The sequence below is a fragment of the Bartonella sp. AP65SXKL genome (genome assembly GCF_042195725.1).
Classification (GTDB): Bacteria; Pseudomonadota; Alphaproteobacteria; order Rhizobiales; family Rhizobiaceae; genus Bartonella.
The window spans coordinates 73,232-95,602 of the sequence record NZ_JBHIOW010000005.1 but is presented as its reverse complement, the minus strand read 5'-3'; the positions used below and the strand labels follow the sequence as shown (position 1 = coordinate 95,602).

General features: G+C 42.2%; 25 protein-coding genes, 1 tRNA gene and 1 pseudogene. 18 read left to right on the top strand and 9 right to left on the bottom strand.

Annotated elements, in window-relative coordinates; translation table 11 throughout:
* A partial coding sequence (locus ACFIMP_RS04690) for a hypothetical protein (RefSeq protein ID WP_375686070.1) occupies positions 1-210 on the top strand: 210 nt, incomplete at its 5' end.
* Positions 211-2,380: 2,170 nt separating this feature from the next.
* Here the strand turns inward: ACFIMP_RS04690 and ACFIMP_RS04685 are convergent.
* Positions 2,381-2,950, bottom strand: a complete 570-nt coding sequence (locus ACFIMP_RS04685) for a hypothetical protein (RefSeq protein WP_375638462.1) — start codon at positions 2,948-2,950, stop codon at positions 2,381-2,383.
* An 87-nt stretch (positions 2,951-3,037) separates the two neighbouring features.
* On the opposite strand from ACFIMP_RS04685, the gene ACFIMP_RS04680 reads away from it, so the two are divergent.
* From ACFIMP_RS04680 to ACFIMP_RS04650, 7 genes are all read left to right on the top strand, one after another.
* The gene (locus tag ACFIMP_RS04680) at positions 3,038-3,232 is read left to right on the top strand and encodes a hypothetical protein (RefSeq protein WP_375668421.1); all 195 of its coding nucleotides are present in this window, start codon (positions 3,038-3,040) and stop codon (positions 3,230-3,232) included.
* Positions 3,192-3,596: a hypothetical protein gene (locus tag ACFIMP_RS04675; RefSeq protein ID WP_375686069.1), complete on the top strand. Its 405-nt coding sequence runs from the start codon at positions 3,192-3,194 to the stop codon at positions 3,594-3,596. Before ACFIMP_RS04680 ends, ACFIMP_RS04675 begins: the two co-directional genes overlap by 41 nt.
* Positions 3,597-3,611: 15 nt before the next feature.
* Complete coding sequence (locus tag ACFIMP_RS04670) at positions 3,612-4,244, top strand: hypothetical protein (RefSeq protein WP_375686068.1); 633 nt, start codon at positions 3,612-3,614, stop codon at positions 4,242-4,244.
* 56 nt (positions 4,245-4,300) lie between these two features.
* On the top strand, positions 4,301-4,624 hold the full coding sequence (locus ACFIMP_RS04665; RefSeq protein ID WP_375686067.1) for a hypothetical protein: 324 nt from the start codon (positions 4,301-4,303) through the stop codon (positions 4,622-4,624).
* Between the two features lie 20 nt (positions 4,625-4,644).
* Positions 4,645-4,794, top strand: a complete 150-nt coding sequence (locus ACFIMP_RS04660) for a hypothetical protein (RefSeq protein ID WP_375686066.1) — start codon at positions 4,645-4,647, stop codon at positions 4,792-4,794.
* A 164-nt stretch (positions 4,795-4,958) separates the two neighbouring features.
* Complete coding sequence (locus tag ACFIMP_RS04655) at positions 4,959-5,642, top strand: hypothetical protein (protein ID WP_375686065.1); 684 nt, start codon at positions 4,959-4,961, stop codon at positions 5,640-5,642.
* A gap of 59 nt (positions 5,643-5,701) precedes the next feature.
* The gene (locus ACFIMP_RS04650; RefSeq protein WP_375686064.1) at positions 5,702-6,262 is read left to right on the top strand and encodes a hypothetical protein; all 561 of its coding nucleotides are present in this window, start codon (positions 5,702-5,704) and stop codon (positions 6,260-6,262) included.
* Here ACFIMP_RS04650 and ACFIMP_RS04645 read toward each other — a convergent pair.
* Together ACFIMP_RS04645 and ACFIMP_RS04640 are read right to left on the bottom strand one after the other, a co-directional pair.
* Complete coding sequence (locus tag ACFIMP_RS04645) at positions 6,253-9,006, bottom strand: toprim domain-containing protein (protein WP_404977379.1); 2,754 nt, start codon at positions 9,004-9,006, stop codon at positions 6,253-6,255. The genes ACFIMP_RS04650 and ACFIMP_RS04645 overlap by 10 nt on opposite strands.
* Positions 9,007-9,978: 972 nt before the next feature.
* Positions 9,979-11,049 (bottom strand): YdaU family protein, encoded by a 1,071-nt coding sequence (locus ACFIMP_RS04640; RefSeq protein WP_375686063.1) that lies wholly within the window; start codon positions 11,047-11,049, stop codon positions 9,979-9,981.
* Positions 11,050-11,464: 415 nt separating this feature from the next.
* On the opposite strand from ACFIMP_RS04640, the gene ACFIMP_RS04635 reads away from it, so the two are divergent.
* From ACFIMP_RS04635 to ACFIMP_RS04600, 8 genes are all read left to right on the top strand, one after another.
* Positions 11,465-11,782 (top strand): helix-turn-helix domain-containing protein, encoded by a 318-nt coding sequence (locus ACFIMP_RS04635; RefSeq protein WP_273790852.1) that lies wholly within the window; start codon positions 11,465-11,467, stop codon positions 11,780-11,782.
* 312 nt (positions 11,783-12,094) lie between these two features.
* Positions 12,095-12,484, top strand: a complete 390-nt coding sequence (locus ACFIMP_RS04630) for a hypothetical protein (protein WP_375634523.1) — start codon at positions 12,095-12,097, stop codon at positions 12,482-12,484.
* Positions 12,485-12,486: 2 nt separating this feature from the next.
* On the top strand, positions 12,487-12,675 hold the full coding sequence (locus tag ACFIMP_RS04625; RefSeq protein ID WP_375686062.1) for a hypothetical protein: 189 nt from the start codon (positions 12,487-12,489) through the stop codon (positions 12,673-12,675).
* Between the two features lie 619 nt (positions 12,676-13,294).
* On the top strand, positions 13,295-13,444 hold the full coding sequence (locus ACFIMP_RS04620; protein WP_375686061.1) for a hypothetical protein: 150 nt from the start codon (positions 13,295-13,297) through the stop codon (positions 13,442-13,444).
* A gap of 276 nt (positions 13,445-13,720) precedes the next feature.
* Positions 13,721-13,939, top strand: a complete 219-nt coding sequence (locus ACFIMP_RS04615) for a hypothetical protein (RefSeq protein ID WP_375671810.1) — start codon at positions 13,721-13,723, stop codon at positions 13,937-13,939.
* Between the two features lie 68 nt (positions 13,940-14,007).
* Positions 14,008-14,772 carry a lambda exonuclease family protein gene (locus ACFIMP_RS04610; protein WP_375640868.1) on the top strand — a complete coding sequence of 255 codons (765 nt, stop codon included), beginning with the start codon at positions 14,008-14,010 and terminating at the stop codon, positions 14,770-14,772.
* 127 nt (positions 14,773-14,899) lie between these two features.
* Complete coding sequence (locus ACFIMP_RS04605; protein ID WP_375631882.1) at positions 14,900-15,208, top strand: hypothetical protein; 309 nt, start codon at positions 14,900-14,902, stop codon at positions 15,206-15,208.
* Complete coding sequence (locus ACFIMP_RS04600; protein WP_375631880.1) at positions 15,192-15,476, top strand: hypothetical protein; 285 nt, start codon at positions 15,192-15,194, stop codon at positions 15,474-15,476. The genes ACFIMP_RS04605 and ACFIMP_RS04600 overlap by 17 nt, the downstream gene beginning before the upstream one ends.
* Positions 15,477-16,154: 678 nt before the next feature.
* On the opposite strand, the pseudogene ACFIMP_RS04595 reads toward ACFIMP_RS04600, so the two are convergent.
* The 6 genes and pseudogenes from ACFIMP_RS04595 to ACFIMP_RS04570 form a co-directional block, all read right to left on the bottom strand.
* Positions 16,155-16,394, bottom strand: a pseudogene (locus ACFIMP_RS04595) (DnaJ domain-containing protein); the annotation flags it as partial.
* Positions 16,395-16,622: 228 nt separating this feature from the next.
* On the bottom strand, positions 16,623-16,799 hold the full coding sequence (locus ACFIMP_RS04590) for a hypothetical protein (protein WP_375633334.1): 177 nt from the start codon (positions 16,797-16,799) through the stop codon (positions 16,623-16,625).
* A gap of 16 nt (positions 16,800-16,815) precedes the next feature.
* Positions 16,816-17,166 carry a hypothetical protein gene (locus ACFIMP_RS04585; RefSeq protein ID WP_375668412.1) on the bottom strand — a complete coding sequence of 117 codons (351 nt, stop codon included), beginning with the start codon at positions 17,164-17,166 and terminating at the stop codon, positions 16,816-16,818.
* Between the two features lie 184 nt (positions 17,167-17,350).
* Positions 17,351-17,713, bottom strand: coding sequence for a hypothetical protein (locus tag ACFIMP_RS04580; protein ID WP_375615916.1), 363 nt, complete (start codon positions 17,711-17,713; stop codon positions 17,351-17,353).
* 557 nt (positions 17,714-18,270) lie between these two features.
* Positions 18,271-18,714 carry a hypothetical protein gene (locus ACFIMP_RS04575; RefSeq protein ID WP_375686060.1) on the bottom strand — a complete coding sequence of 148 codons (444 nt, stop codon included), beginning with the start codon at positions 18,712-18,714 and terminating at the stop codon, positions 18,271-18,273.
* Positions 18,715-20,477: 1,763 nt separating this feature from the next.
* Positions 20,478-20,552: transfer RNA gene (locus ACFIMP_RS04570), tRNA-Thr, on the bottom strand.
* A 172-nt stretch (positions 20,553-20,724) separates the two neighbouring features.
* On the opposite strand from ACFIMP_RS04570, the gene ACFIMP_RS04565 reads away from it, so the two are divergent.
* Together ACFIMP_RS04565 and murA are read left to right on the top strand one after the other, a co-directional pair.
* On the top strand, positions 20,725-20,877 hold the full coding sequence (locus ACFIMP_RS04565; protein WP_375607050.1) for a hypothetical protein: 153 nt from the start codon (positions 20,725-20,727) through the stop codon (positions 20,875-20,877).
* 176 nt (positions 20,878-21,053) lie between these two features.
* Positions 21,054-22,349: a UDP-N-acetylglucosamine 1-carboxyvinyltransferase gene (gene murA / locus ACFIMP_RS04560; RefSeq protein WP_375613603.1), complete on the top strand. Its 1,296-nt coding sequence runs from the start codon at positions 21,054-21,056 to the stop codon at positions 22,347-22,349.
* Positions 22,350-22,371 lie beyond the last annotated feature (22 nt).

Here is a 22,371-nt window from a genome sequence, read left to right as displayed (position 1 = left end):
GTGCATCCTCTTATGGATTGGATACTGCCTTATGAGGGTTTGGCAGTTTCCGTTGAGGGGAAGGATGCACTCTTTTTGAGGGCTGGAGTGCATCCTCTTATGGATTGGATACTGCCTTATGAGGGTTTGGCAGTTTCCGTTGAGGGGAAGGATGCACTCTTTTTAAGGCGCGGAGTGCATCCTCTTATAAATTGGATACTGCCTTTATGAGGGTTTGGCGGTATCCGTTGAGGGGAAGGATGCACTCTTTAAGGGCTGGAGTGCATCCTTTCCATGGATTGAATGCACTCTTTGGAGGCTAAAGTGCATCCATAGGGAAAGGCATATTCCATAAGAAACAGAGATAACAAAAAGATTTGTTTTTATATTTTTATTGATAGGTTGCTGTATTTGCGAGGGCTATTCATTCTTTATTCTCAATATTTAAGATGATTATGTGATAAGGGTTGTTCGTCAATACAATCGTAAAAGACGCTGATGTATTTTTATAAAAATTGAGATATTTTTGTGCCTTTTTCTTGTTTTTTTTGTGTTTACACAAGATATGCACGGCTTTTCAACAGTTTGTTTTTTTAGCTTTGCTAATGGCGATGGCGTTGGCTAAACACTTCAATTGTTTTAACTGCTTCAATACCGCCTTAAAAAACAGTGCTTTATAATATGACAAAATAAGCTGTATAACTTTTGATTCTTACGCGATGCTAGAAAAAGGGGAATGTTAGGAGAGATGTTGTCTATATTCTTAGTTTATCTCTTAAGTTAGGAAGATTAACATACTTTCCGAATCTATTTTTTATTCGGTTTGACGGTTAAAGAGCAATATCTGAATGGAATCACACTTGTCTCATGTTTTTATTCTCACGCTTTAGATTTTTTCTCATAGGGATTTTGTTTTTAATGGGGGATTTTGTTTTTTAATGGGAGTTTACGCGACTCACATAAAACAGAATGTTCTAAATAGAATATATTTGTGTTGCACATTTACCTACTTGTTTAAAAACATTATGTGATCTTATCATCACAATTATATTGGTGATTGGAGATATTGGTAAATCTGATAATGGAGAAATCTCTTGTGAAGTGGATAAGCCCTTCTTTAAATTCTCATAAGGGGAAAGCCAGCACTATCATACTATTCTCACCTCATGTGATGATAGCCTTTGGCTCTTGAGCGTGTTCATAAGAGGCATTTTGATTCTTTATCTTTGAAATCTTTGAAGTGCTTTATTTCATATGTCTCTTATGTTTGTAATGTGGAAAAGACAAGGTGTTGATTGATGCAACATGAAATAAATTTAAAATGAGAGAATCCCTATGATATCTGCGTCTCTTAATTTTATATGGATAACGGGTTTTAATATGGATAACGGGATATGATGATTATAAATCAATATGTTGTCGTGATACATCAACCTGTTGGGGGGCGATAAAGAAAGTTATCCAATAGTTAAGTCATTCTGTTATGCCGTAAAACACGGTCATTTGAGGTTTGGTGATATGAAGCAAGCTTCCTTGGATATGTTTTAAGTGTTTTTTTAAGGGCGTGGTGAATTTTTGAGACAGAGCAAGTTTCTGTTGCGCCTTGAGTTTAGTGGAAAAACCTGAATAGAAGCCAAGAGGGAATGGCAAACCAAGAGGGAAGTGTATCCAAGCTGTTTGTAAATCAGATTGAGTTAAGAATCTTTGTTCTTTAAGAATGGAACGCAAGTCAATTTGACAAAAGAATGATCTATTTTGCGGGTAAACCTTATGGAGGAATTATCACAAAGCTCATAAGGAAGTGATTTAAGACAATACAGTTATAAAAAGTACAGTCATAAAAAAAAGTCCTCCGTCGCAATCAGAGGACCAAAAAGCAGGAGAATTTTAACATTGACTCGCAGGACGTGTCAAAAAAGAATAAATTTAAAAGGCCGTACTAAATACAAAAAAATCATACTTAAAGAACCTACCATATTATGGTTAGCAGAGAATTGAAAAAATAGCAATATAAAAAATACTTTTTACAAAAAATTTTGTCATTTTGCATTAAAACTTAATACTTTTTTCAATTGAATATTTGTTTTAAGACTCGATATTAATTAAACTATATTTAAAAATATTATTATACATGCAAGCATCTTGAGAATATTCTTCAATCAAAAACGAATTAAGAGCCCCTCATGATTATAGGACTGATATGGGGGAAGGCTTTTTGTTTTTAAGAGTGTGGGGTGTATCTTAAGTATGTGTGGGGGTGAAGTATTGTCCTTTTGGGTGTGGGGGGCAAGGTAATGGAAATGGGGGCGAGAGCTGCTGGATGCTTGAGCCCGTGTGGGGGAGGTTTCTTTAGAGGGGGCGGGGCAACATGGGAGGCCGCTTAAAATGGCGAGGAGGGGGATTATTCAAAATGTTTATGGTTTGCATATCCCCAATGAAATGCGAGCAAGTCTAAACAATCTCGTAAATGATCGGCAAGGGAGTTTTGTTTGCGTTTTGAAGAACTTAATTCTTTTATCGCTTGTCCATGGCCGATAACGCGTTCAAGCAGTGAATAGCCAAGAATACCCAGTTGAACTTTGATTGTTCTTAAATGATTGGAGGCTTCTATTTGACGTTCAATAGGGTGTGTGTACCCTTGGCTACAGGAAACCTTTTCACGGGTGTAGTCAAGGCTCATGTGGAGATCGGCTTGGCTTTGACGCCAGTAAAAATAAAAACGTTCTGCCGCTTTATATTGGGCTTTGCTGAGATGTCCTTTCGCATATAAAAGGGCAATGGGATGGCTTTGTGCATTGGCAATGGCATTGATAGTGCGCGGGTTGCTGGAACTTTCTCGATGATTGGGTTTAAAATAAGGATTACGCGTTTCTACAGGGATTTCTTGCGTCTTTAAATGACCAATGTGCTTTTCTTGATTTTGATGATCAAGCGGGCAGGTTTGCGTATTTTTTTTCTGCTTATGGGTCATAGCATCTCCTTAAAAATTTTAATTTTGCTTCTCGTTTTTTAAAAAATGTTGCTTGATCTAGGCAAAAGAGGGGGGTGAGAGGAAGACATGTGTTGGAGTGTGCCGTGGGGGTATGCGCTCTTGGGGGTGACTTGGACTGTTGCGCTTGTGTGTGGGAGCCCCATGGATTTGGCTCTTGAAAAGAGGGGTGTTTTGTCGCATGGTGGATTTTCCTTGAATGACTTGATGAGGGAGGTGAGTGATGGCGCGCGGGCTTTTGTCTCTGAAGGGATTGGTGTTTAGCTGTATTGTAGCCTATGTCTCTGTGGCTGTTTATGTGGAAATGAAGGCTCTTGGGATGACGTGGGGCGTATTTTTACGAGCTGTGGCGTTTTATGGCATTCCCGGTATTTTCCTTATGTTGGGTTATGAAGTAATGCAGCGGCGTGGTGTAACGAAGGGTTTGTTCCTCAAGATGGTGTTGTTGAGCTTCATTTTGGCTGCTGTCTCTGATTTTGTTTATAAGCAAGCTGAGCATTTTGGTTTGGCTCAGGTGTGGTTTTCAAACAAGTGGGTGTTTTATGTCCTTTTGGGCTTTGTCCTTGCTCTTATTTATAGAGGGGTAAGGCGTCTTGGGTTTAGGATTTCATTCTTTGAAAAGGATTGATCTTTTGCTGCATTTTTGGCATGGTCTCTGATTTTTATTGATGAAGGAGCGGGGCGTATGGTGGTTGCGCGGGACATGTTTTTAAAGGGGCTGGCGTTTTGCTGCGTTGTTGGCATGGTCCTTGGCTTTGCTTATGAAGATGCGGGGCGACCGGCTATTACGTGGGAGGTTTTTTGGCAGGGGGTGGTGATTTCTTGCATTGCTGGAGCGACCTTTTGTTTTATTGTTGTGGGAGCAAACAGTAGAACTGTATCGTGGGGCGTGTTTTTGAAGGCTGTGGTGTTTTGCACCATTGCTGTAGTGGTTCTTGGCTTTGCTTATAAGGGAGCGAAGCGTTTTGATATATCATGGGAATTTTTAGTGATAGGAGCGGTGTTTGTTGCATTGCTGGCGCTGTCCTTGGTTTTGCTTATGAGGGTGCGGGGTAAATGGATATCGCGTGGGGTGTGGTGCTTCAAGTGGGTGGTGTTTTCTTGCATTATTGGCACTGTCGTTGGGTTGGCACATGTGGGAGTAAAGCATATGGGCTGGAGCACGCATTGGTTCTTGAACAATGGGGTTTTTGCGGGCACTATTGGACTTGTTCCTTTTTTTGCTCTGGAGGGGGTACGGTGTATGCGTGTACTGTTGGGGTGCTTAAAAAAATGAGCATTTTTCTTTCCCACGGGCGTGGTCTTTGATGTTCTTTCTGTGAGGGGTATTTGATGTCGAACGATGTGATGTTTTGGCAGTGGTTGGGGTTTTTCTGCCCTTTGGCGCTCGCCTTTGTTTCTATTTATGTGGGAATAAGGTTTTTCGGGTTTACAAGGAAGGACTTTTTTAAGGGTGGGGTGCTTGCATTCTTTGTTGGCGTGACCTCTGATTTTGTTTATGCGAAAGCTGAGCATTTTGGTTTGGCTCAGGTGTGGTTTTCAAACAAGTGGGTTTTTAACATTCTTTTTGGCGTTGTCTTTGGTCTTATCCTTGGGCTTATTTGTCTAGGGGCAAAGCGTCTTGGGTTTAGGCTTTCATTCTTTGTAAAGGATTGATCTTTTGCTGCATTTTGGGCATGGTCTTTGGTTTTGCTTATGAGGGTGCGGGGTGTATGGTGGTTGCATGGGACATGTTTTTTAAGGGGCTGGTGTTTGGTGGCGTTGTTGGAGCTGTTGTTGGGTTGGCGTATAACGGAGCCAAGCATATGGGGGGCACTGGTTTTTGATCTTTAACAATGGGGTGTTTGTGAGCAGTGTTGGATTCGTTCCTTTTTTTGTTTTGGAGGGGGTACGCTGTATGCGTGTACTGTTGGGATGGTGCTTAAAAAGAATGAGCATTTCTCTTTCCCACGGGCGTGATCTTTGATGTTCTTTCTGTGAGGGGTATTTGATGTCGAACGATGTGATGTTTTGGCTGTTGCCTTGGTTTTTCTGCTTTTTTGCTCTAGCCTTGGTTTTTCTTGATAAGATTGCCAAGCGTCGCTCTGTTACAGGTTGGATGTTTTGGAGATGGGTGGTGCTTTATGGCGCCCTTGCCACCTACCTTGGTTTTATTTATGTGGGCGTGGGCAGGCGCGCTGTTGACGGGCAGCTGCTCTTAAAGGGGGCTGTGTTTTCTTGCATTTTTGCAACTGTCCTTGGTTTGGTGCATCTGGGCGTCAAGAGCATGCCTGTTGCTTGGCAAGTGTTCTTAAAGGCGGTTATGTTTTGTTGCATGATGGGCTTTATCCTGTGGTTTGCTGCTGTGGGTGTCAGAGATATGGATAGCATAAGGGCGGTATTCTTAAAGGTTTTGCTCTTGTCTTTATTGTTAAAAGTGCTCTTGGGGTTCTTTATACGCGAGCAAAGTGATACGGTGTTACAGAGGTCGTTGCGTGCTTTGAATTTTGTGCTGTTTTTCTGCATTTTGGCACCAATTCTTTGTTTTACCCGTCTGGGAGCAGAGAATCTAGGGTTGAGCTGGCTTTGGTTCTCGAATGAGAGGGTGTTGCCCTTTATTGTTGGATTTTTTTCTCCTTTGATTTATCAGGGTGTAAGGCGTGCGCGTGTTCTATGGGCTTGGTTCTTAAAGTAGGGTGTGTTTTTTTGTCTTATGGGTGTGATCTTTAATGGGCTTGCTGTGAGGGGTATGTGATGTCGAACGATTTGTTTTTTTTGCTGTTGTTGGTGTTTTCCTACCTTTTTATTGTTGTCGTTATTGGTACTTATAAGGTTTCCAAGCGCTTCGATATTCCGTGGTGGCGAGCGGCGTTTTATTGTATTTGTGGTGTTTCCCTCTTTTTGAAGGAAGTGCTGTTTTATTGCATTTTAGGAGTCGTCCTTTTTTTAGCTCTTTGGGGGATGGAGAATATGGACATACCATGGGGTCTCCTGTCCTTGATAGGGATCGTGTTTGCTGCACTGTTGGAGTGGTTCTTGATTTTGCATATGAGGGGGCGGCGAGATGGGGTGGTGACGCGTTGTTTGTGGTTATTGAAGGGGGTGGTGTTTTGCGCCGTTGTTGGAGCGACCTTTTTTTGTTTGCGTTTGGGAGCAGAAAATCTAGGGTTGAGCAGGCTTTGGTTCGCGAAGGATTGGGTGTTTTTCATCATTTGTGGATTGATCCTTCCTGTTGTTTCTGTGGGAGCAAGACGTGCGCGTTTGAAAGCGGAGGCGTTTTTAAAGAGAGTGGGGTTTATAGGGCATTACAGATAACGTCGAGGGAATGATTGTTCAAAAGAACAGCGATAGCGATAAGTTTGGGGATCAAACCAAAGCCCTATTTTGCCTTCAAAATCACCAGAACGTTGTTTGGCAATATTCATAATGACACCTGGGCGTTTGGCTAAATCTGCTTTTTCTTGTGCGAGAGAGGCGGCAAAGATTTTATCTTCCAACGACCGATTGCGCCAAATGGTGATGATGTTAAAGGCATTGGCACCAATTTCTGAGGCGCCTTTAATGTCCTCTGTGCTGGGGATATCTTTATCCAGACCGCCTTTGCGGGCATGGGCGACAAGGTGGATGTGCACACTGTTTAAAACAGCCCAATCAACCATTTTATAAACGGCTTGTTCTTGTCTTGCATAATCATCAGAGGCAATGCCAAGCCGCATCAAACTGTCGATGATAAATTGATCGCAGCCATAGCGCGCACGACAATAGTCAAAGACTTCAAGCAAGGTGTCAACGCTCGATTTGCCAACATGTTCATAAAGAATAAGCCCTTCGTCTAAAAAATGAAGAATCCGTTCAATCGTCTCTTTTGTAGGCTGTTCTAAGCCGCCCGTTTGTTTGGTTAAACGGCGAAGCGATTGTTCTCCTTTCATTTCTAGAGACGCTAAGCAAAGGCGACTCTTTTGTGCAATCCAATGGGGAATACAATCTGATAATAATTGGCTTTTACCTGCACCACTCGCACCGCTCCAGAGCGTTAATTCTGCTGGGCGGAAATGCAATTTGTCCTTCAGTTTAGGATAGGGAACCGTATAACCAAGATGTTTTTCAGGCTCTGGCCAAAAAAGCCCAATCACTTGATCTTTATAGTCTGAGGCGCGCCGTAAACCTTCTGGTGCAAAGCTTTGTGCTGAGGAAAAGGCGGCTTTTATGGTGGCTTTATCAATCCCTGCGGTTAAACAGTCATTGGCATCTTTAAGGGGTAAACGGACACGGTAGCAACGGTGGCGTCCAAGCCTGCTGGCAATCTCACGGGCTGCTTCTTCTCCGGGCGGATCCATATCGGTGGCTAAAAAAATCGTTTCAAAAGATTCTAAATGATCAAATTCATTTTCAATCCAGTTGTGTTTTCCTCCACCGCCTCCTCCAAAGGGAACAGAAACCGCCGGATATCCATAGGCGGCTAAGGATAGCGCATCAATTTCTCCTTCAGTGATAACAATGGTACGGTTTGTTGAAGAAAGAATGGGAAATGGCGCCTGTTGGGGGGTGTGTGTGGGTGCCTGTTGGTGTGTGTGTGTGGAGGTGGGGTTGATTGAGGGTACCTGCTGAGGTGTGTTTTGGGGCGCCTGTGTGGAGGCGTGGTTGGTTGAGGCGGTGTTTTGGGATGCCTGTGTGGAGGGGTGGTTGGTTGAGGTGGTGTTTTGGGATGCCTTTGTGGAGGTGGGGTTGATTGAGGTGGTGTTTTGGGGCGCCTGCGTGGAGGGGTGGTTGGTTGAGGCGGTGTTTTGGGATGCCTGCGTGGAGGCGTGGTTGGTTGAGGGTACCTGTTGGGATGTGTGTTGGAATACTTGCTGAGGTGTGTGCTGGGTCGCCTGCTGGGATGTGTGCGTGGAGGCGTGGTTGGTTGAGGGTACCTGCTGAGGTGTGTGTTGGGGTGCCTGCTGGGGCACCTGCGTGGAGGGGTGGTTGGTTGAGGTGGTGTTTTGGGATGCCTGTGTAGAGGCGGGGTTGGTTGAGGGTACCTGCTGAGGTGCGTGCGTGGGTGCCTGCTGGGGTGTGTGCGGGGATGCCTGTGTGGAGGTGAGGTTAGTTGAGGCGGTGTTTTGGGGCGCCTGTGTGGAGGCGTGGTTGGTTGAGGGTACCTGCTGGGGCGCCTGCGTGGAGGTGAGGTTAGTTGAGGCAGTGTTTTGGGGCGCCTGTGTGGAGGCGTGGTTGGTTGAGGGTATCTGCTGAGGTGTGTGTTGGGGTGCCTGCTGGGGCGCCTGCGTGGAGGTGAGGTTAGTTGAGGCAGTGTTTTGGGGCGCTTGTGTGGAGGCGGGGTTGGTTGAGGGTACCTGCTGAGGTGTGTGTTGGGATGCCTGCTGAGGTGCGTGCGTGGGTGCCTGCTGGGGGGTGTGCGGGGATGCCTGTGTAGAGGCGGGGTTGGTTGAGGCGGTGTTTTGGGGTGCCTGCTGGGATGTGTGCGTGGAGGTGTGGTTTGTGGGGTAAAGAGCTTGCCAACCAAATAAAATCGGTTCACATTGGGAGGCTGTTGGTTTGGTTTTTGCTCCCGTTTGCGCAAGCCGTTCTTTGACTAAAGCAAGGGTGCCGTCGGGTTTATAAAAGGGGAAAATGATTTTTTTGCCATTTTCTCCTATGCGGTAACGCTTTATAATCTCTAAAGGAATGTGGCGTTCTTTGTGGAGATAGGTTTTTACAAGATTTTGCGGGCTCTGCCCTTTAGGAACCGGTGGACGGCGATAGGAACGATGGGGTGCCATAAAGGGTTTGGGGCGTGTCAGATTGAGAGCCGCGCGTGCTTCTTCTAAAGCTTGAGAGAGACTAATGCCTTTGACTTCACACCAAAGGTCTAAAAGATCTCCTCCAATGCCTTCTGCAAAATCATACCAAAGTCCTGCTTTACTACCACTCAAGCAAATCGATAAACTTTGACCAGCTTCACCACGTGTGTTGCCTACAATCCAATTGTTGCCTCGTTTGTGCCCTTGGGGAAGAAGCATTTCTGCTATTTTATCGGCTTGTGAGATAAGTTTTTGTTTGATTTCAAAAATTGTGCTCATGGTCATTCGTGATATTATTGTCGTTTTTCTCAAGATGTGGGAGGTGAGGATTCTGTTTTTGCTGTTCTCGTTGTTCGATCACATGGTGAAAGGTCTTATGCTATACGGTCCTTTTTTGCGCGGGACTTGCTCTATCCTGAAAGTTTTTGAAATGGCTGTGTTGGTATCTGTTTGCCAAGGGTTTAGGAAGGTGGAGCCCTTTGAGAGGGGCGCGTTGGAAGCAGGTAGGGTGGATGATGCAAGAAGGTGGGTGGATATATCTGTGAGGGTGTGGTGCATGTTGGAGTCCTGTTTTGGGATACCTTGTTGGGGCATGTGTTGGGGTGCCTGTGTGGGAGGGGGAGTGCCAAAGAGTTTGCTTTTCATTGAAGGTTTTTGAAGCTGCTCTGTTGATGTCTGCTTGCCAAGAGCATGGGAAGTGGCGCCTTGAGAAAAAGGAGGAAAGCGGAAAGGAGGAAGGGGGTGAAAGAAGGGCGGGGTGGATATGTCTGTGAGGGTGTGGTGCATGTTGGAGTGTCCTGTTGGGGGGGTGGGGCATGAGTTGGGGTGCCTGTGTGGAGGGGTGTTTTGTTACCAAAGAGTTTGCTTTTCATTGAAGTTTTTTGAAGCTGCTCTGTTGATGTCTGTTTGCCAAGAGCATGGGAAGTGGCGCCTTGGGAAAAGGAGGAAGGTGGAAAGGAGGAAGGGGGTGAAAGAAGGGCGGGGTGGATATGCCTGAGGGGGTGGTGCATGCTGGAGTCCTGGTGTATTGGGGTGCATGTTGGGGTGTGTATGTTGGGGTGCCTGTGGGGGTCTTTTGCGTGGGGAAAACGCTTTTGTGATGAGAGCAAAATGGTCGATGTTGACGCGTTTTGCTGTGTGAATCGCCTATCCAAATGTTGTTTTGCCGCCTTTTGTTTTGTCCGATGCTGTTGTGGTTTTGAAGCATTTTTGTCCCCGCGCTTGCTTGAAAAATACGTTGTTTGTGTGATGTCAAAAATTGTCGTTATAGTTGATCAAACTGCGGTAAAGCGTGTCATTGTTCTCAGAGGTAAAAGATGAGGAGCTCCTTTGTTTTTGCTGTTCTTGCCGTTCGATCTCACGGCGAAACCAGTTGCGCCATGTGGCTTGCCAGTCTACTTTGAGAGCTTCTTTGCCGCCTTTGGCTTGCCAATAGTCGCGAAACTTCTTTTCTTGCCAATGGGCTTGGCTTTCACTCAAACCTTCTGAAACTGCCGCCTTGATGTCTGCTTGCCAATGCTCAGGAAGACGATGCCCTTTGGTAACTGAGGTTGTGGTTTTTTTGTTGGTGCAAAGCGGGATGGAGGCAGGAAGATTGCTGGGGGGAAGAGTGGTGGCGGATTTTGTTTTTTCCCCCGTGACAATTTGCGCGATAGGGGCGGGAGTGAACTCGGCTTGGGGAGCGTTTAAAGGGGAGGCGTTTTTTTGCTCCGCTTCTGCTTGGGCAGGCAAAGGGAGAGGTGAATCAAGAGCCGGTGAGGGGGATGGATGATCGCTTTGTTCAAAGTTCTCTTCGCAGGAAAAACAAGGTTCTGTCTCATCAAACAAAATTTTCTTTTCTAAAACACCGTAAGGTGTTTCCTTTTCTTCTGCCTTTTGAGCTTTTGAGTTTTGTGCAACATCTTTTGGACTTTCGTTAAGCAGTTGTTGCATCTCTGCATTGATTTTCTTGCGTTTTTTTGCCGAAGAACGACCCGCAAAGGATTTTTGTTCAAGCAATTTTTCACGCTCTTGAAAAACATTTTCGCAACGTTTGTTCCATAATCCATTGGCTAAATTTAAAATCTTACCCTCTTGGATGAGCATCTCTAAAACATTAACAAAAGTTCGCTTGTCACAACCACAAAGACGCGCTAAACGTTCTTTCGATATTTCTAAAGGTCGGCCACGGGCATACATTTCATTGAGAAGAATCGTATAGATTCCAATTTCGTGTGCGCGCATCCCACGTACACCTCCTAGAAAGTCATTTTGATACCAACAAACATATGGAAGCCTAGACGATTCATAATGAGGAGTTTCTTGTTGATTAGCGTGTTTCATACTGCAATCTACTTTCTTCTTTTTTATACATTTTTATTGATGATAAAAGCTCAAATAAGGATTTAACTTGTGTTGCTTTTGGCTCTGTTCGATGATGACTAGAGGCTTCTTTACGACGCTTATAAATGATTGGCTGTGCTTGAAGAGCATGCAAACTTACGATTTAAGATTGCGGTGATGGAAAAAATAAAGAATACCACACATTCTCAACGTACTTGCTTTTGGGCAGAAGCTTTGGAGGTGGTCTTTTATATCCGGTAGGGTGGTTAAAGTGTTTTTATGAGCTAAAAATAAAAAAAAATCCCCCTAAAAAGTAAAATTTGTTTCCTTAATTTTATCCTTTTTAGAGGATAATGCAAGCCCGTTTTATAAAAAGGACGTGTTTTTTTTTAAAGACGCGCTATATGGTGAAATTATGAATATCGATGGTTGGCGTCAAAGATTAAGAATCGCTTTGGAAAAAAGTGGGCGGTCAAAAAGATCTATCTCCCTCGCTGCCGGTAAAGGCGCGGGGTACCTTCATTCTATTCTTTCTGAAGGAAAAGAACCAACAATCGAATCTCTCTCGCGAATTTGTCACGAAATTAATATCAGTATGAATTATATTCTTTACGGGAAAGGGGCTAGCCCTGAAGATAAAGAATTTATAGAGCTTATTTCGAAACTCTCTCCGCAAGAGAGACAGGCGATTTTGACTCTTTTGCGGCGACCAATTGACGAAGCTTCAAAATAACTTCCTTCTGTGCTTTTGAGTCAAGGCGACTCCAGTGTTTTATTAATATTATGTCACTCATTTTATCTCTCCTGTGTGTTTATAATTGCAATTTTGTAAGAACAAATAGAGAACAACAAAGGGGCATGAGAGGAACAAAGAATAATAGATTTTTCTTTACATATGTCATTTGAACCCCGTAGATATTTAAAATATATCTTTTATGAAGGATAAAATGGTTGACATCTCTCCTATAGAGGATATAAGACTAACGCTATATTTAGTCTTGTCAAGACAAGGCTATGCTTTATCAACTATCTAAAGGGGGAAATCATGAAAAATATTTCATTCGTTAAAGAGGATGAAATCATTGTCGTTTTATGCGAAGAGGAAAATCCTTGTACTTATGAAGGACCAATCGACGAAATCGAAGAAGTGCTCGAACTGATTGAAGAATGTGAAACTGTTTATAGAGTTTTACGACTCGATCTGACAACTTCTCATGCTGAAGATATTACGGAACAAATCGCTGATTTTTATGTCGAAAATCATGAAATGAATGAAGAAAATACACAATTGCAGCCCTTCATTTTGAATAGTGAAGCTTATCATGCTTGTTTAAATGAAAGAGCGGCTTGCGATTATGAAGATAATCTCTATGGCTCTTATGAAAAACAGCATCGTTTACGCCCATGTGATGTCTTGACAGATTATTGGTGGTAAACATGCCAAGTTATCTCAAGACTTCGTATCAAGGGATTCCACTTTATTATGCTGGAAATATGCGGAATTTAATCAGACTCGAACCACAAAAACACAACGCTATACATTTTATATCGCAAGAGGTGGCTCAGTCTATGGCAAAAAAATTGGAGGAAGAATATTGCCGCCATGATTTTTTCGTCGTGCAGTAGCAGGGTTGAAAAAAGAATCCGCAATGATGGGCCCAAGTGCTTTTTCATTGCGGTGACAATGGTGCACGTTATGCTTTCGTTCTTGGGGGGGGGACGACTTGGGGGTGGGGAGCTTTGGGGGGGGTAGCCGATATGGAAAGGAGGGTATGAAGAAAAGAGCCCTATATATGGGGAATTGCGGACGCTTGTGTGGGGGGAAGTTGCCGGCTGGTTCATTGGGGGGGTAAGGCAATGGGGGGGCAGCGGGTTATCCAGTGGGGTTGGAGTGATATGAAAGCATGCTGGAGAACAAAAATGAAGGCTTAGGGGGAAGATAAGCAGCAGTACAGACAGGTTCCAACCTATAAAAAGGCACGTTCAAGGGGGGAAAGAGCTGGTTTTTGTATTTTTGCGGCACGCAAGTAGGGAGCTTGGAATGATACGTAAAGCATGCTGAAAAATGGAAGGAGGTGTTTGGCGGGGGAGGTCGTTAAAGCTTGTTTAGACATATTGGGACAACGGGGGGGCTTCTGGGTGCTTTTGTGTTGAGTGCTGGGAGAGCGCAATGATGGGCCCATGTGCTTTTTCATTGCGGTGACAATGGTGTGCGTTATGCTTTCGTTCTTGGGGGGGGGACGACTTGGGGGGCTTAGCTGATATGGAAAAGGAGGGGATGAGAAACTTGTGGGGAGGAGGGATGTTGGGGGGAAGCTTGTTGGGGAAAATGTTGGTGGTTGGCTGGTTAAGAGGGAGGACGAGTGGGGGGGAGGAGGGCTTGAAGCGTATGTAAGGCATATGCTGGAGGGGAGATATGAGGTGTGGAAAAGGGGCAGCCGTATAGCGTTGAGGAGATGTCAATCTTTAAAAAAAGTTCCGTGTAGGGGGAAGGAGTAGAGTGTTGGAGGAGGGGGGAAAGTAGAGGGCTTGGAGCGCAGGGAGTGCAAAGAGCTTGGATATGAATGTGAAAGCATGTTGGGAAATGAGGGAAGGTGTTTGAGAGGGAAGAAGAGGAAGGCGCTATGGGAGCGCGGTTCTGACCGTTTTTGTATTGAGTCTTAGGGGGGCAATGATGGGCAAGAGGTTTTTTTTTATCGGGGAGAAAATATCACGCGTTATGCTTTCGTCTAGGGAGGGCGCCGCTTGGGGGCTTAACCGATATGGAAAAGGAGGGGATGAGAAACTTGTGGGGAGGGGGATGTTGAGGGGGGCGTTTCCAACAGCTTTTGTGATTTCAGCAGCACAATATTTAAGGATGCTGTCATTCTTAGTGGGGAATGCATCTTAAAAGATATGAATGTTTCAAAGAGAATATGTTGCAAAAAAAACACCTTAAAGATGAAGGGGAGAAATACTATGCCAATCATTATCGATTGTATTCAAGGAACAGAGGAATGGCAGCAAGCGCGTAATGGTTTGATTACGGCTTCGTTGTTTGAGATGGTTATGGCACGAACAAAACAAGGGCAAAAAACGTCACGCTATCAGAGTGTGATGATGAAATTGGCGGGAGAAAGAATTACCGGAAAAACCGTTGATGAAGGGGCAACACTTTCTATGCGACGTGGGACTGAATTAGAACCAAGCGCGCGACAGCTTTATGGGAAACTGACACATACAGAACCTGAATGTATTGGCTTTGTTTTGGCTGATGATCGCGAACAAGGATTTTCCCCCGATGCTTTTGTTGGAAAAAATGGATTGTTGGAAATTAAAACAAAAAAACCTGAAATTTTAATTCCTCATTTCATGCAAAAGGGCTTTCCAGCAGAACATAAAGCACAATGTCAAGGGGGATTATGGATTTCTCAACGCGAATGGGTGGATTTAATGCTCTATTGGCCGGATATGCCCCCTTTGATTAAACGGGCTTATCGTGATGAAGCGTATATTTGCAAGCTTGAAAATGAAATTAGCCGTTTTAATGAGGCTTTGGAGAAGATGGTACAGCAAATTAAGAGTGTTGGGACAGGTTTTCATATAAGAACAGAAATTGCTTTGAAGGAGGGGGAAGAAAGGGTGCTTGGAATGAAGACAAAGCGTATGCTGGAGGGGAAAACGAGAATGAGACGGGGTGGGAAGGGATCTTGTGTAGCGTTGAGGAGAGGCAAAGTTCTATAAAAAGGAAAGAGCAGAGGGGGAAAAGAGCAAAGCATATGTTGGAGGATGGTGCCAAATAAGGGGGCGCAGGGAAGCAGGGAGCATAGCGAACTTTAGGGGACAGGAATGTGAAAGCCATGGTGGGAAAATGTGGGAAGAAAGGGTGCTTGGAGCGCATGCAAGGCGGCGCGGTATGCTGGAGGGGAAAACGAGAATGGGAGTAAGGCTAAGTGTTCAGAGGTATGGAGGCTGTGATTTTGGGTGCTTTTGTGGTGAGTGTTGGGGGGGAGCCGCAATGAAAGGGCTGAGTTGCTTTTTCATTGTGGTGACAATGGTGTACGTTATGCTTTCGTTCTTGGGGGGAGAGAGCTTTGCGGGGGCTTGGGGGATTTTCTTAGCCGATATGGAAAAGGGGGAGATACGCGGCTTTGGGAAGAGAAATGTTGGAGCGGGATGAGGAGGAAATGGTGGGGATGAAGGGGGCAGGTCGTTATCCTGTGATTTGGAGTGACACGAAAGCATGCTGGAGAACAAAAATGAGGTTTAGGGGGAAGGGAAGCAGCAGTACAGACAGGTTCCAACCTATAAAAAGGCACGTTCAAGGAGGAAAAGAGCCGGTTTTTATGTTTTTGCGGCACGCAAGTAGGGAGCTTGGAATGATACGTAAAGCATGCTGGAAAATGGAAGGAGGTGTTTGGCGGGGGAGGTCATTAAAGCTTGTTTAGACGTATTGGGACAACGGGGAGCTTCTGGGAGCTTTTGTGGGTGAGTGCTGGGGGAGTACAATGACGGGCAAGTGTTTTTTTATTGCAGAGACAATGGTGCGCGTTATGCTTTCGTTCTTGGGGGGGAGAGCTTTGCGGGGATTTTCTTAGCCGACATGGAAAAGGATGTAGGGGCATGAGAAAAAGTCTGTGTGGAGTCAAGTGGGCTTGTTGGGGAAAAGATTGGGGGGCAGGTTGTGGAAAAAAATAGAGGGGTGGAGGAAAGGGGAGAATAAGAAAAGAACGGATAGAGACATTATAATCTTTATGTTTTTCTACACTACCTTGTTATAGAAAATCAAAAATTACCACACCTTGTGAATTCACTGTGGGGCTGATCTTAAAGCTCTTCAAAAGCACTGATCAATAGATACTTCTCCATATAACTTTGATAAATGATATTAGTATGATCCCGAAGATAAATGCACCAATATTTACCAAATATCCTTTTATACTGATGAAAATTAATAACCCTATACTTATTATTCCTAGTGGTATATTCCACGTAAAAAACGAAATTATATAACACATTATAGGTATTATTCCACAAATAATGAAAATTACATTCATGATACTACCAATTACATGCTCGGTATTATCTTGTCGTCTGTTCTCTTGCTTTCTACTAATTTCAGAAGCCTTGTCATTATCTTTAAAAGTTTTATGATAGAACTGATTGTAAGCAGCTCTCTTTTGAGGATCTTTAAGAACTTCATAGGCTTCACAAATTTTTCTGAATTTTTGTTCTGCTTCGGTACTAGAATTATGATCAGGGTGGTATTGCAGAGCTAATTTACGAAAAGCAGATTTTATCTGTTTATCGTTGCATGCGTAGCTTACACCAAGAATTCCATAATAATCGTCTTCATTTACTATCATTAAATACAGCCACTTTGTGTATTGCTCTTATTTTATAAGATCGTTTAATTGATCTCTTTTGAATGTATCGACATGTGTTATTTTTATGTTAGAAATATGGTGAAAATTGTATTGAGTGGCATGGCTGTACTTGGGGCTATTGTCTCTAAATGAGAGGAGATACAGTTCAAAACGCTTAAAAATGCAGGGTGTTTTTAATATTTTAGAAATATTTTTTACAAAAATAGATTAAAAGAGAGACGATAAATCAAATGTAAAAGGGACGGCAATAATAGCCAAGGTTGTCATTATTGTAAATAAACAGGCAGGAACCTTAAATCTAAAACGCCAAAGTAAACTTATGGGAACAGACATTATCGTTGTTATTACGAGTGCTACGATAAACCATTGCAGGAATAAGTTCATTATATTAATTTCATTATTAAGACGATTTTGTTTTAGTTCTTCCTCTCAAAACACAATCGATAATAGAAAAGCCATGATAAACAGGAAATTTTCCACCTGGACAAGCGCTAACAGAAAATTGTTCAAGCTCTAACCATTTTCTTTCGCGTTCTTTTTCCAATAGCTTCTTTTTTATTTTCTGTCTTATATATTCTTTTGAAATACAATTGATCGGAGAAGTACTTCCAACAAAAAGACCATCTGTTGTACATCCACTCGTTGTATGATGCGTAAATAAAACAGCGCTTATTACGATAGCGAAGAAAATAAAGTGTTTAAACATAAGGTATTTATTGTCGTTTGTTTCTGATGAGCTTTTATAAGTCATTTCTGTTGAATAAATCAATATGTGTTATTTTGTGTTGGTAAAATACAACAAATTGTATGATAACGTTACTGTACTTTGGCACTCTGTATCTAAAGATGGCGATAGATAGTTCAAAGTGCTTGAAAATAAAAGATATCCTTTGAGAAGCACTTTTCATAAAGTTATGGAATGAATAGATCAAAGTTTATGGTAATTTTGTATACTCTATGATAACTTTGTATAAGATCTCAATTTCATGATCAAGTTTCTCAAGTTCTTTCTTGTTTTTAGCTATACGCTCTTGATATGTCTCTATGTGTTTCATAAGGTTTGAGAGATCTGTATGCTCATGAGAGTGTTTTGCTTCATTCACATGTCGCATTGCATCTATTTCTAATTCTATAAGGGTGCACAGAGTATTAAATACATGATGTCGTTTTTTGATTATATTCTGCCATTTTTTTATTATATTGACATGTTTTTCATAGAGCGGTTGCGATAACTGCCGCTTGTTTTCCAAAAAAATGTTTTTTCTATCCAGAGAATTTGGTAGAATTTTTCTTCCCACCAGCGACTTCCATTAACAAGGAAAATGCGGAAGAATCTCTCTCTTTCTGTAATTTCTTTTGAAGAGAACACTTCATTCGAATGAGTATATCCCTTTGAAGAATAAAAAAGATGCATTGTTAAAAGAGCGATAATTAAGACGCTTCTCAATAAAGACTGTTTAATTAACATTGTTTTTTATACCCTCTTAGTGCTTGATTATAGTCATTGTGAGAGGGCTTAATGGTTCTTTAGAAGTATTTTGAAAGGCGTTTTATTATCCGTTTAAAGATTTTTTAAATACTGCTTCCATTTTTCAAAAGTGCTATATCTTACGGGCGGTTTTACATCTTCTTTGGGCATCATTTTAAGGTATACCTCTCTAGCCATAACGCACATTGTTGCTGTGTTTCTAAAACGAGTGAGTTCATTGCCTATGATGAGCTGCTCTGTCTGAAGAGTTTGTTCTTTTCGACTAATGCCATTAGGGGAATCCAAAAATTTTTCTGCATACGCAAACATTGGATCATCAAAGTTTGTTTCAAACTTTGCTTGGAAGAAAATATTTTCTATATAATCCTAATCTTTCCTGTATTTCATCCCGTTAGCTTTAAAATCCTTCAGTTTTGTTGGTAAGTCGTTAAATGTAAGTGTGGGCATCGTTTTATCACCTTGCCATAAATCAAAAAAGCGTCCACAAAAAACAAGCAATATGTGATAATGTCTTAAAATATTGAATTCTGGAGGATTACGGGGCAATGTTATTAAATATTTCCAAAATTGACTTTTGTCATGGGGTATATCTACAGTTTTTTCCATATACGCTTTTAAATATTCTACCTCTTTTTTTGCTTTTTCTAATTTCTGAGAATATGCTAAAGGAGTGTAATTTTCATGGACATATTTTTGGTAAAGCCTATCGTATTCAGCAAGGTCGCTTACTTGAGTACAACCCAATAATATGAATACAGAAAAAAACGTTATAAATATTATGACGTACGTTCTGAATAATAATTTCATCATTTTAACTTTTAATGATTATCATGAATATTTAATTGATTTCTGTTAAATAAATCAATATGTGTTATTTTTGTGTTGAAAATATACGTAAAAACGTATTTAATAAAAATGGTTATAATGATCATAATGTGTCTAAATAAAGGTGTGGTACTGGCTAAAACCCCGCATATGTGGGGTTTTAGCTTATTGGAGGAGATATGACAGCAGAAAATATGCAGAATATATAAGGGGATCTGTAGACAAAATGGTTGTCCTAGGGTGGGGAGAGTAGGCAATATCCAAAATACTCCAAATGAAATATACTTGTTGTTGTACATTCACGCACTTGTTTTAATAAAGATATCTCGCTCTAAGCTCATTTCACAGCCATTTTATGCCGGCGTTCATAAATTTCATACTGGCGCTTGTGAATAATATCGTGAGGGGTATAACGGTCAAGCCCCGTAAATTATAAACCCCAGAGGTTATAAAACCCTGTAGATTATAAACATTGCGCACCCTATCTTACTTTATGAAAAAGTAAGTTGGTACTATTGGGGGCCCGTTGCCAAAATTGCGGCATGGGCTGTAGCTCTTGAGACGATTCATAATCTCGTTTACTGGGAGGCTTCTTACGAAGAGATATGCTTTTCTTGGAAAGTTTCTCGCCATACGGATCTTTCTGTTTGTGAACTGTAAGCGAAGAGGAGTGATTGATTTCAATAGAATAGAGGGGGAGAGAATTTTTTGCTCTTCGGATTCTTATGCAAGAGGAATAACGCTATCTGTATCAATCAAAGTATTCGTATAAAAAAGATGCGTGTTGAAAGAGGGATGGCTTAGAACACGTGGAAAATCATAGTGTATAAAATTGGTAATGAGGGATCTTCTTTGAAACCGCGGGCTATCAATTTTCTGGTATATGGGATGTCTGGTATATGGGATTTTTGCCATATGGGAGCGTGGGGTGGCTTCTTGAAAGCTTCACTGTGGAGGGGTATCACTGTTTGTTTTTTTTCTTTTGGTAAGGGGTGGGGAGAATGGGAAAGGCGTTGAGAGGAGGTTCTGGAAATGGCTCTGTTAGATTTGTTGTAAATGACGAATAGGATCGATGAAGCTTATTCTAATTTTTACAGGGAATACTTGTGTTGCTTGAGGTGGATAGAGAGGCTAGAAAGATAAGATTATTCATTTTGGGGCGGATAAAGGTATCAATGGGATATGTTCAAACAATGAGTTTATAATAATTCATTATTGAGATTCAATTTGAATTTCAATGAGAGCCCGAAATAGTGTGAGATGTTCTTATTTCAACCCTTCTTATTCAGACGCTCTTATATTGAATCAAGTAAAATCGTTTGTTTGCATATTACAAACAGGGTGAGCTTGTGGGGAAAAATATTCAAGAAATAAAATATTGAAAAAATAAAAATGCCTATACCGTCTCAAGTGCTAAGAGCTGTTGCAATAGTGAGGCTTGGCAAAGAGAAGGATAGGGGGCAAATCTTACAGAAAGGAAAGAGGGGGAGGCAAGGAAAGGGGAGGGAGGCAAGGGGTGGGGGATATTCTTTGGGGGCGGTCAATTTCAAAAGCCGTTCGTAAGGCATTTTAGAGATTAAGCGTGGCATTGAGGCTATTGATTTTGAAGCTACTGATTTTGAGGCTATTGAAGCGCATGGTTTAAAGGATGGAGGATTTGATGAAGCCGATGAAGGTTGGGGGAAAAGATTTAGGCTTATAGGGAAGACTTATAAGGGCAAAAAGAGAGAGGCAAAAGAAGAATAAAATGGTGCTGCGAGAGAGGATTGAACTCTCGACCTCTCCCTTACCAAGGGAGTGCTCTACCACTGAGCTACCGCAGCCCTTTTCAATCTTTGCGCTGTCTTGTGCCATATTGTCAGAAAATAGGCAAGAGAACATTTGTATATTCTTGCAAGAAAACGTATCTTATGTCATGACATATGTTTCTTATATGCTTAAATATCTAAATGAGTTGCTTGGATAGAAGCTCAACACTGTTTAAAAGGTTGCGCAATGACACAAATGCATCAAAAACAAAAACAAAATGAAATTAATCATCAAGATGAAAAAGCAAAACGACGTCAAGAAAGATTGGCACAACAATTGCGTCAAAACCTGAAACGTCGAAAAGAGCAAAGCCGAAAAAGAGCACAACCAGAGCTCTAAAATGCAAAAAGCTCTAAAATGCAAAAAAATGTTTTTTAGTAAATTTTTGCAACCAAACTTCTCAATAATTTGTTCTCATAGTTAGAATGCGTTCTAAAACGATTAATAAAGCATAACTTCCCGAAGGGGGATAATCCTTTGGAAGGGCAGGCACAAAGGAAAAGAGGGAAAACACGATGGATTCTATTCAAATTGTTGGGGGAGAAAAACTTCAAGGAACAATTCCTATTTCTGGGGCAAAAAATGCTGCATTGCCTCTTATGATTGCGGCGCTGCTGACAGAAGAAACGCTCACTTTAGAAAATATTCCGCATCTGGCCGATGTTGAATTGCTTATTCGTATTCTCAATAATCATGGTGTTGGATATGCCGTTGATGGACAAGAGTTTAACGATGAATGTGTGAATTCAAGAACAATTCATTTTACGGCGCAAAAAATAGCTACAACACGGGCGCCATATGAACTGGTGAAAAAAATGCGTGCAAGCTTTTGGGTTATCGGACCTCTGCTTGCACGATGCGCAGAGGCTTATGTTTCGCTTCCTGGAGGATGCGCTATTGGAACAAGGCCTGTCGATTTTATCCTTGAGGGACTTAAAACTTTAGGCGCACAGATTACGATCGAAAATGGATATGTTCATGCAAAAGCGCTAAAGGGGTTAAAAGGTGCTCACTATCGTTTCCCTAAAGTCACTGTTGGTGGAACCCATGTGCTGCTGATGGCGGCGACAATGGCAAAGGGAACAACCACTCTTGAGAATGCGGCTTGTGAGCCAGAAGTGACAAACCTTATTCGAACCCTGAATGCTATGGGGGCTCAAATAACCGGTGAAGGAACAACAACGCTTACAATTGAAGGGGTTAAAAAACTCAACGGTGCTAGAGTACGCGTTATTGCTGATCGAATCGAAGCGGGAACATATGCAATGGCTGTTGCTATGACGGGAGGAGATGTCTTTCTTAAAAATGCAAATCCTAATCATCTCACAAAAGTGCTTAAGGTGCTCCAAAAAACAGGACTCGAGATTCAAATAGAACCTCAAGGAATTCATATTAAGCGAAATCCAAAGAACACCAAAATTATGCCCGTTGATATTAAAACAGGACCTTATCCTGCTTTTCCAACTGATCTCCAAGCGCAATTCATGGCGCTCATGACACGGGCTGAAGGAATCGCGCATATTACAGAGACGGTTTTCGAAAATCGTTTTATGCATGTTCAAGAACTCAATCGCTTAGGGGCACAGATAAAGCTTGATGGGCAGACGGCAACTGTCTATGGAACAGAGAATTTGCAAGGGGCTCCTGTCATGGCGACGGATTTGCGTGCTTCTGTTTCTCTTGTGATTGCAGCATTGGCAGCAAAGGGAGAAACAATCGTCAATCGTGTTTATCATCTTGATCGTGGATTTGAGAGATTAGAAGAAAAATTGGCTCGTTGTGGTGCAAAAATCCAACGCATCACAGTGTAAAGCTTTCAAAGATATGCTGAAT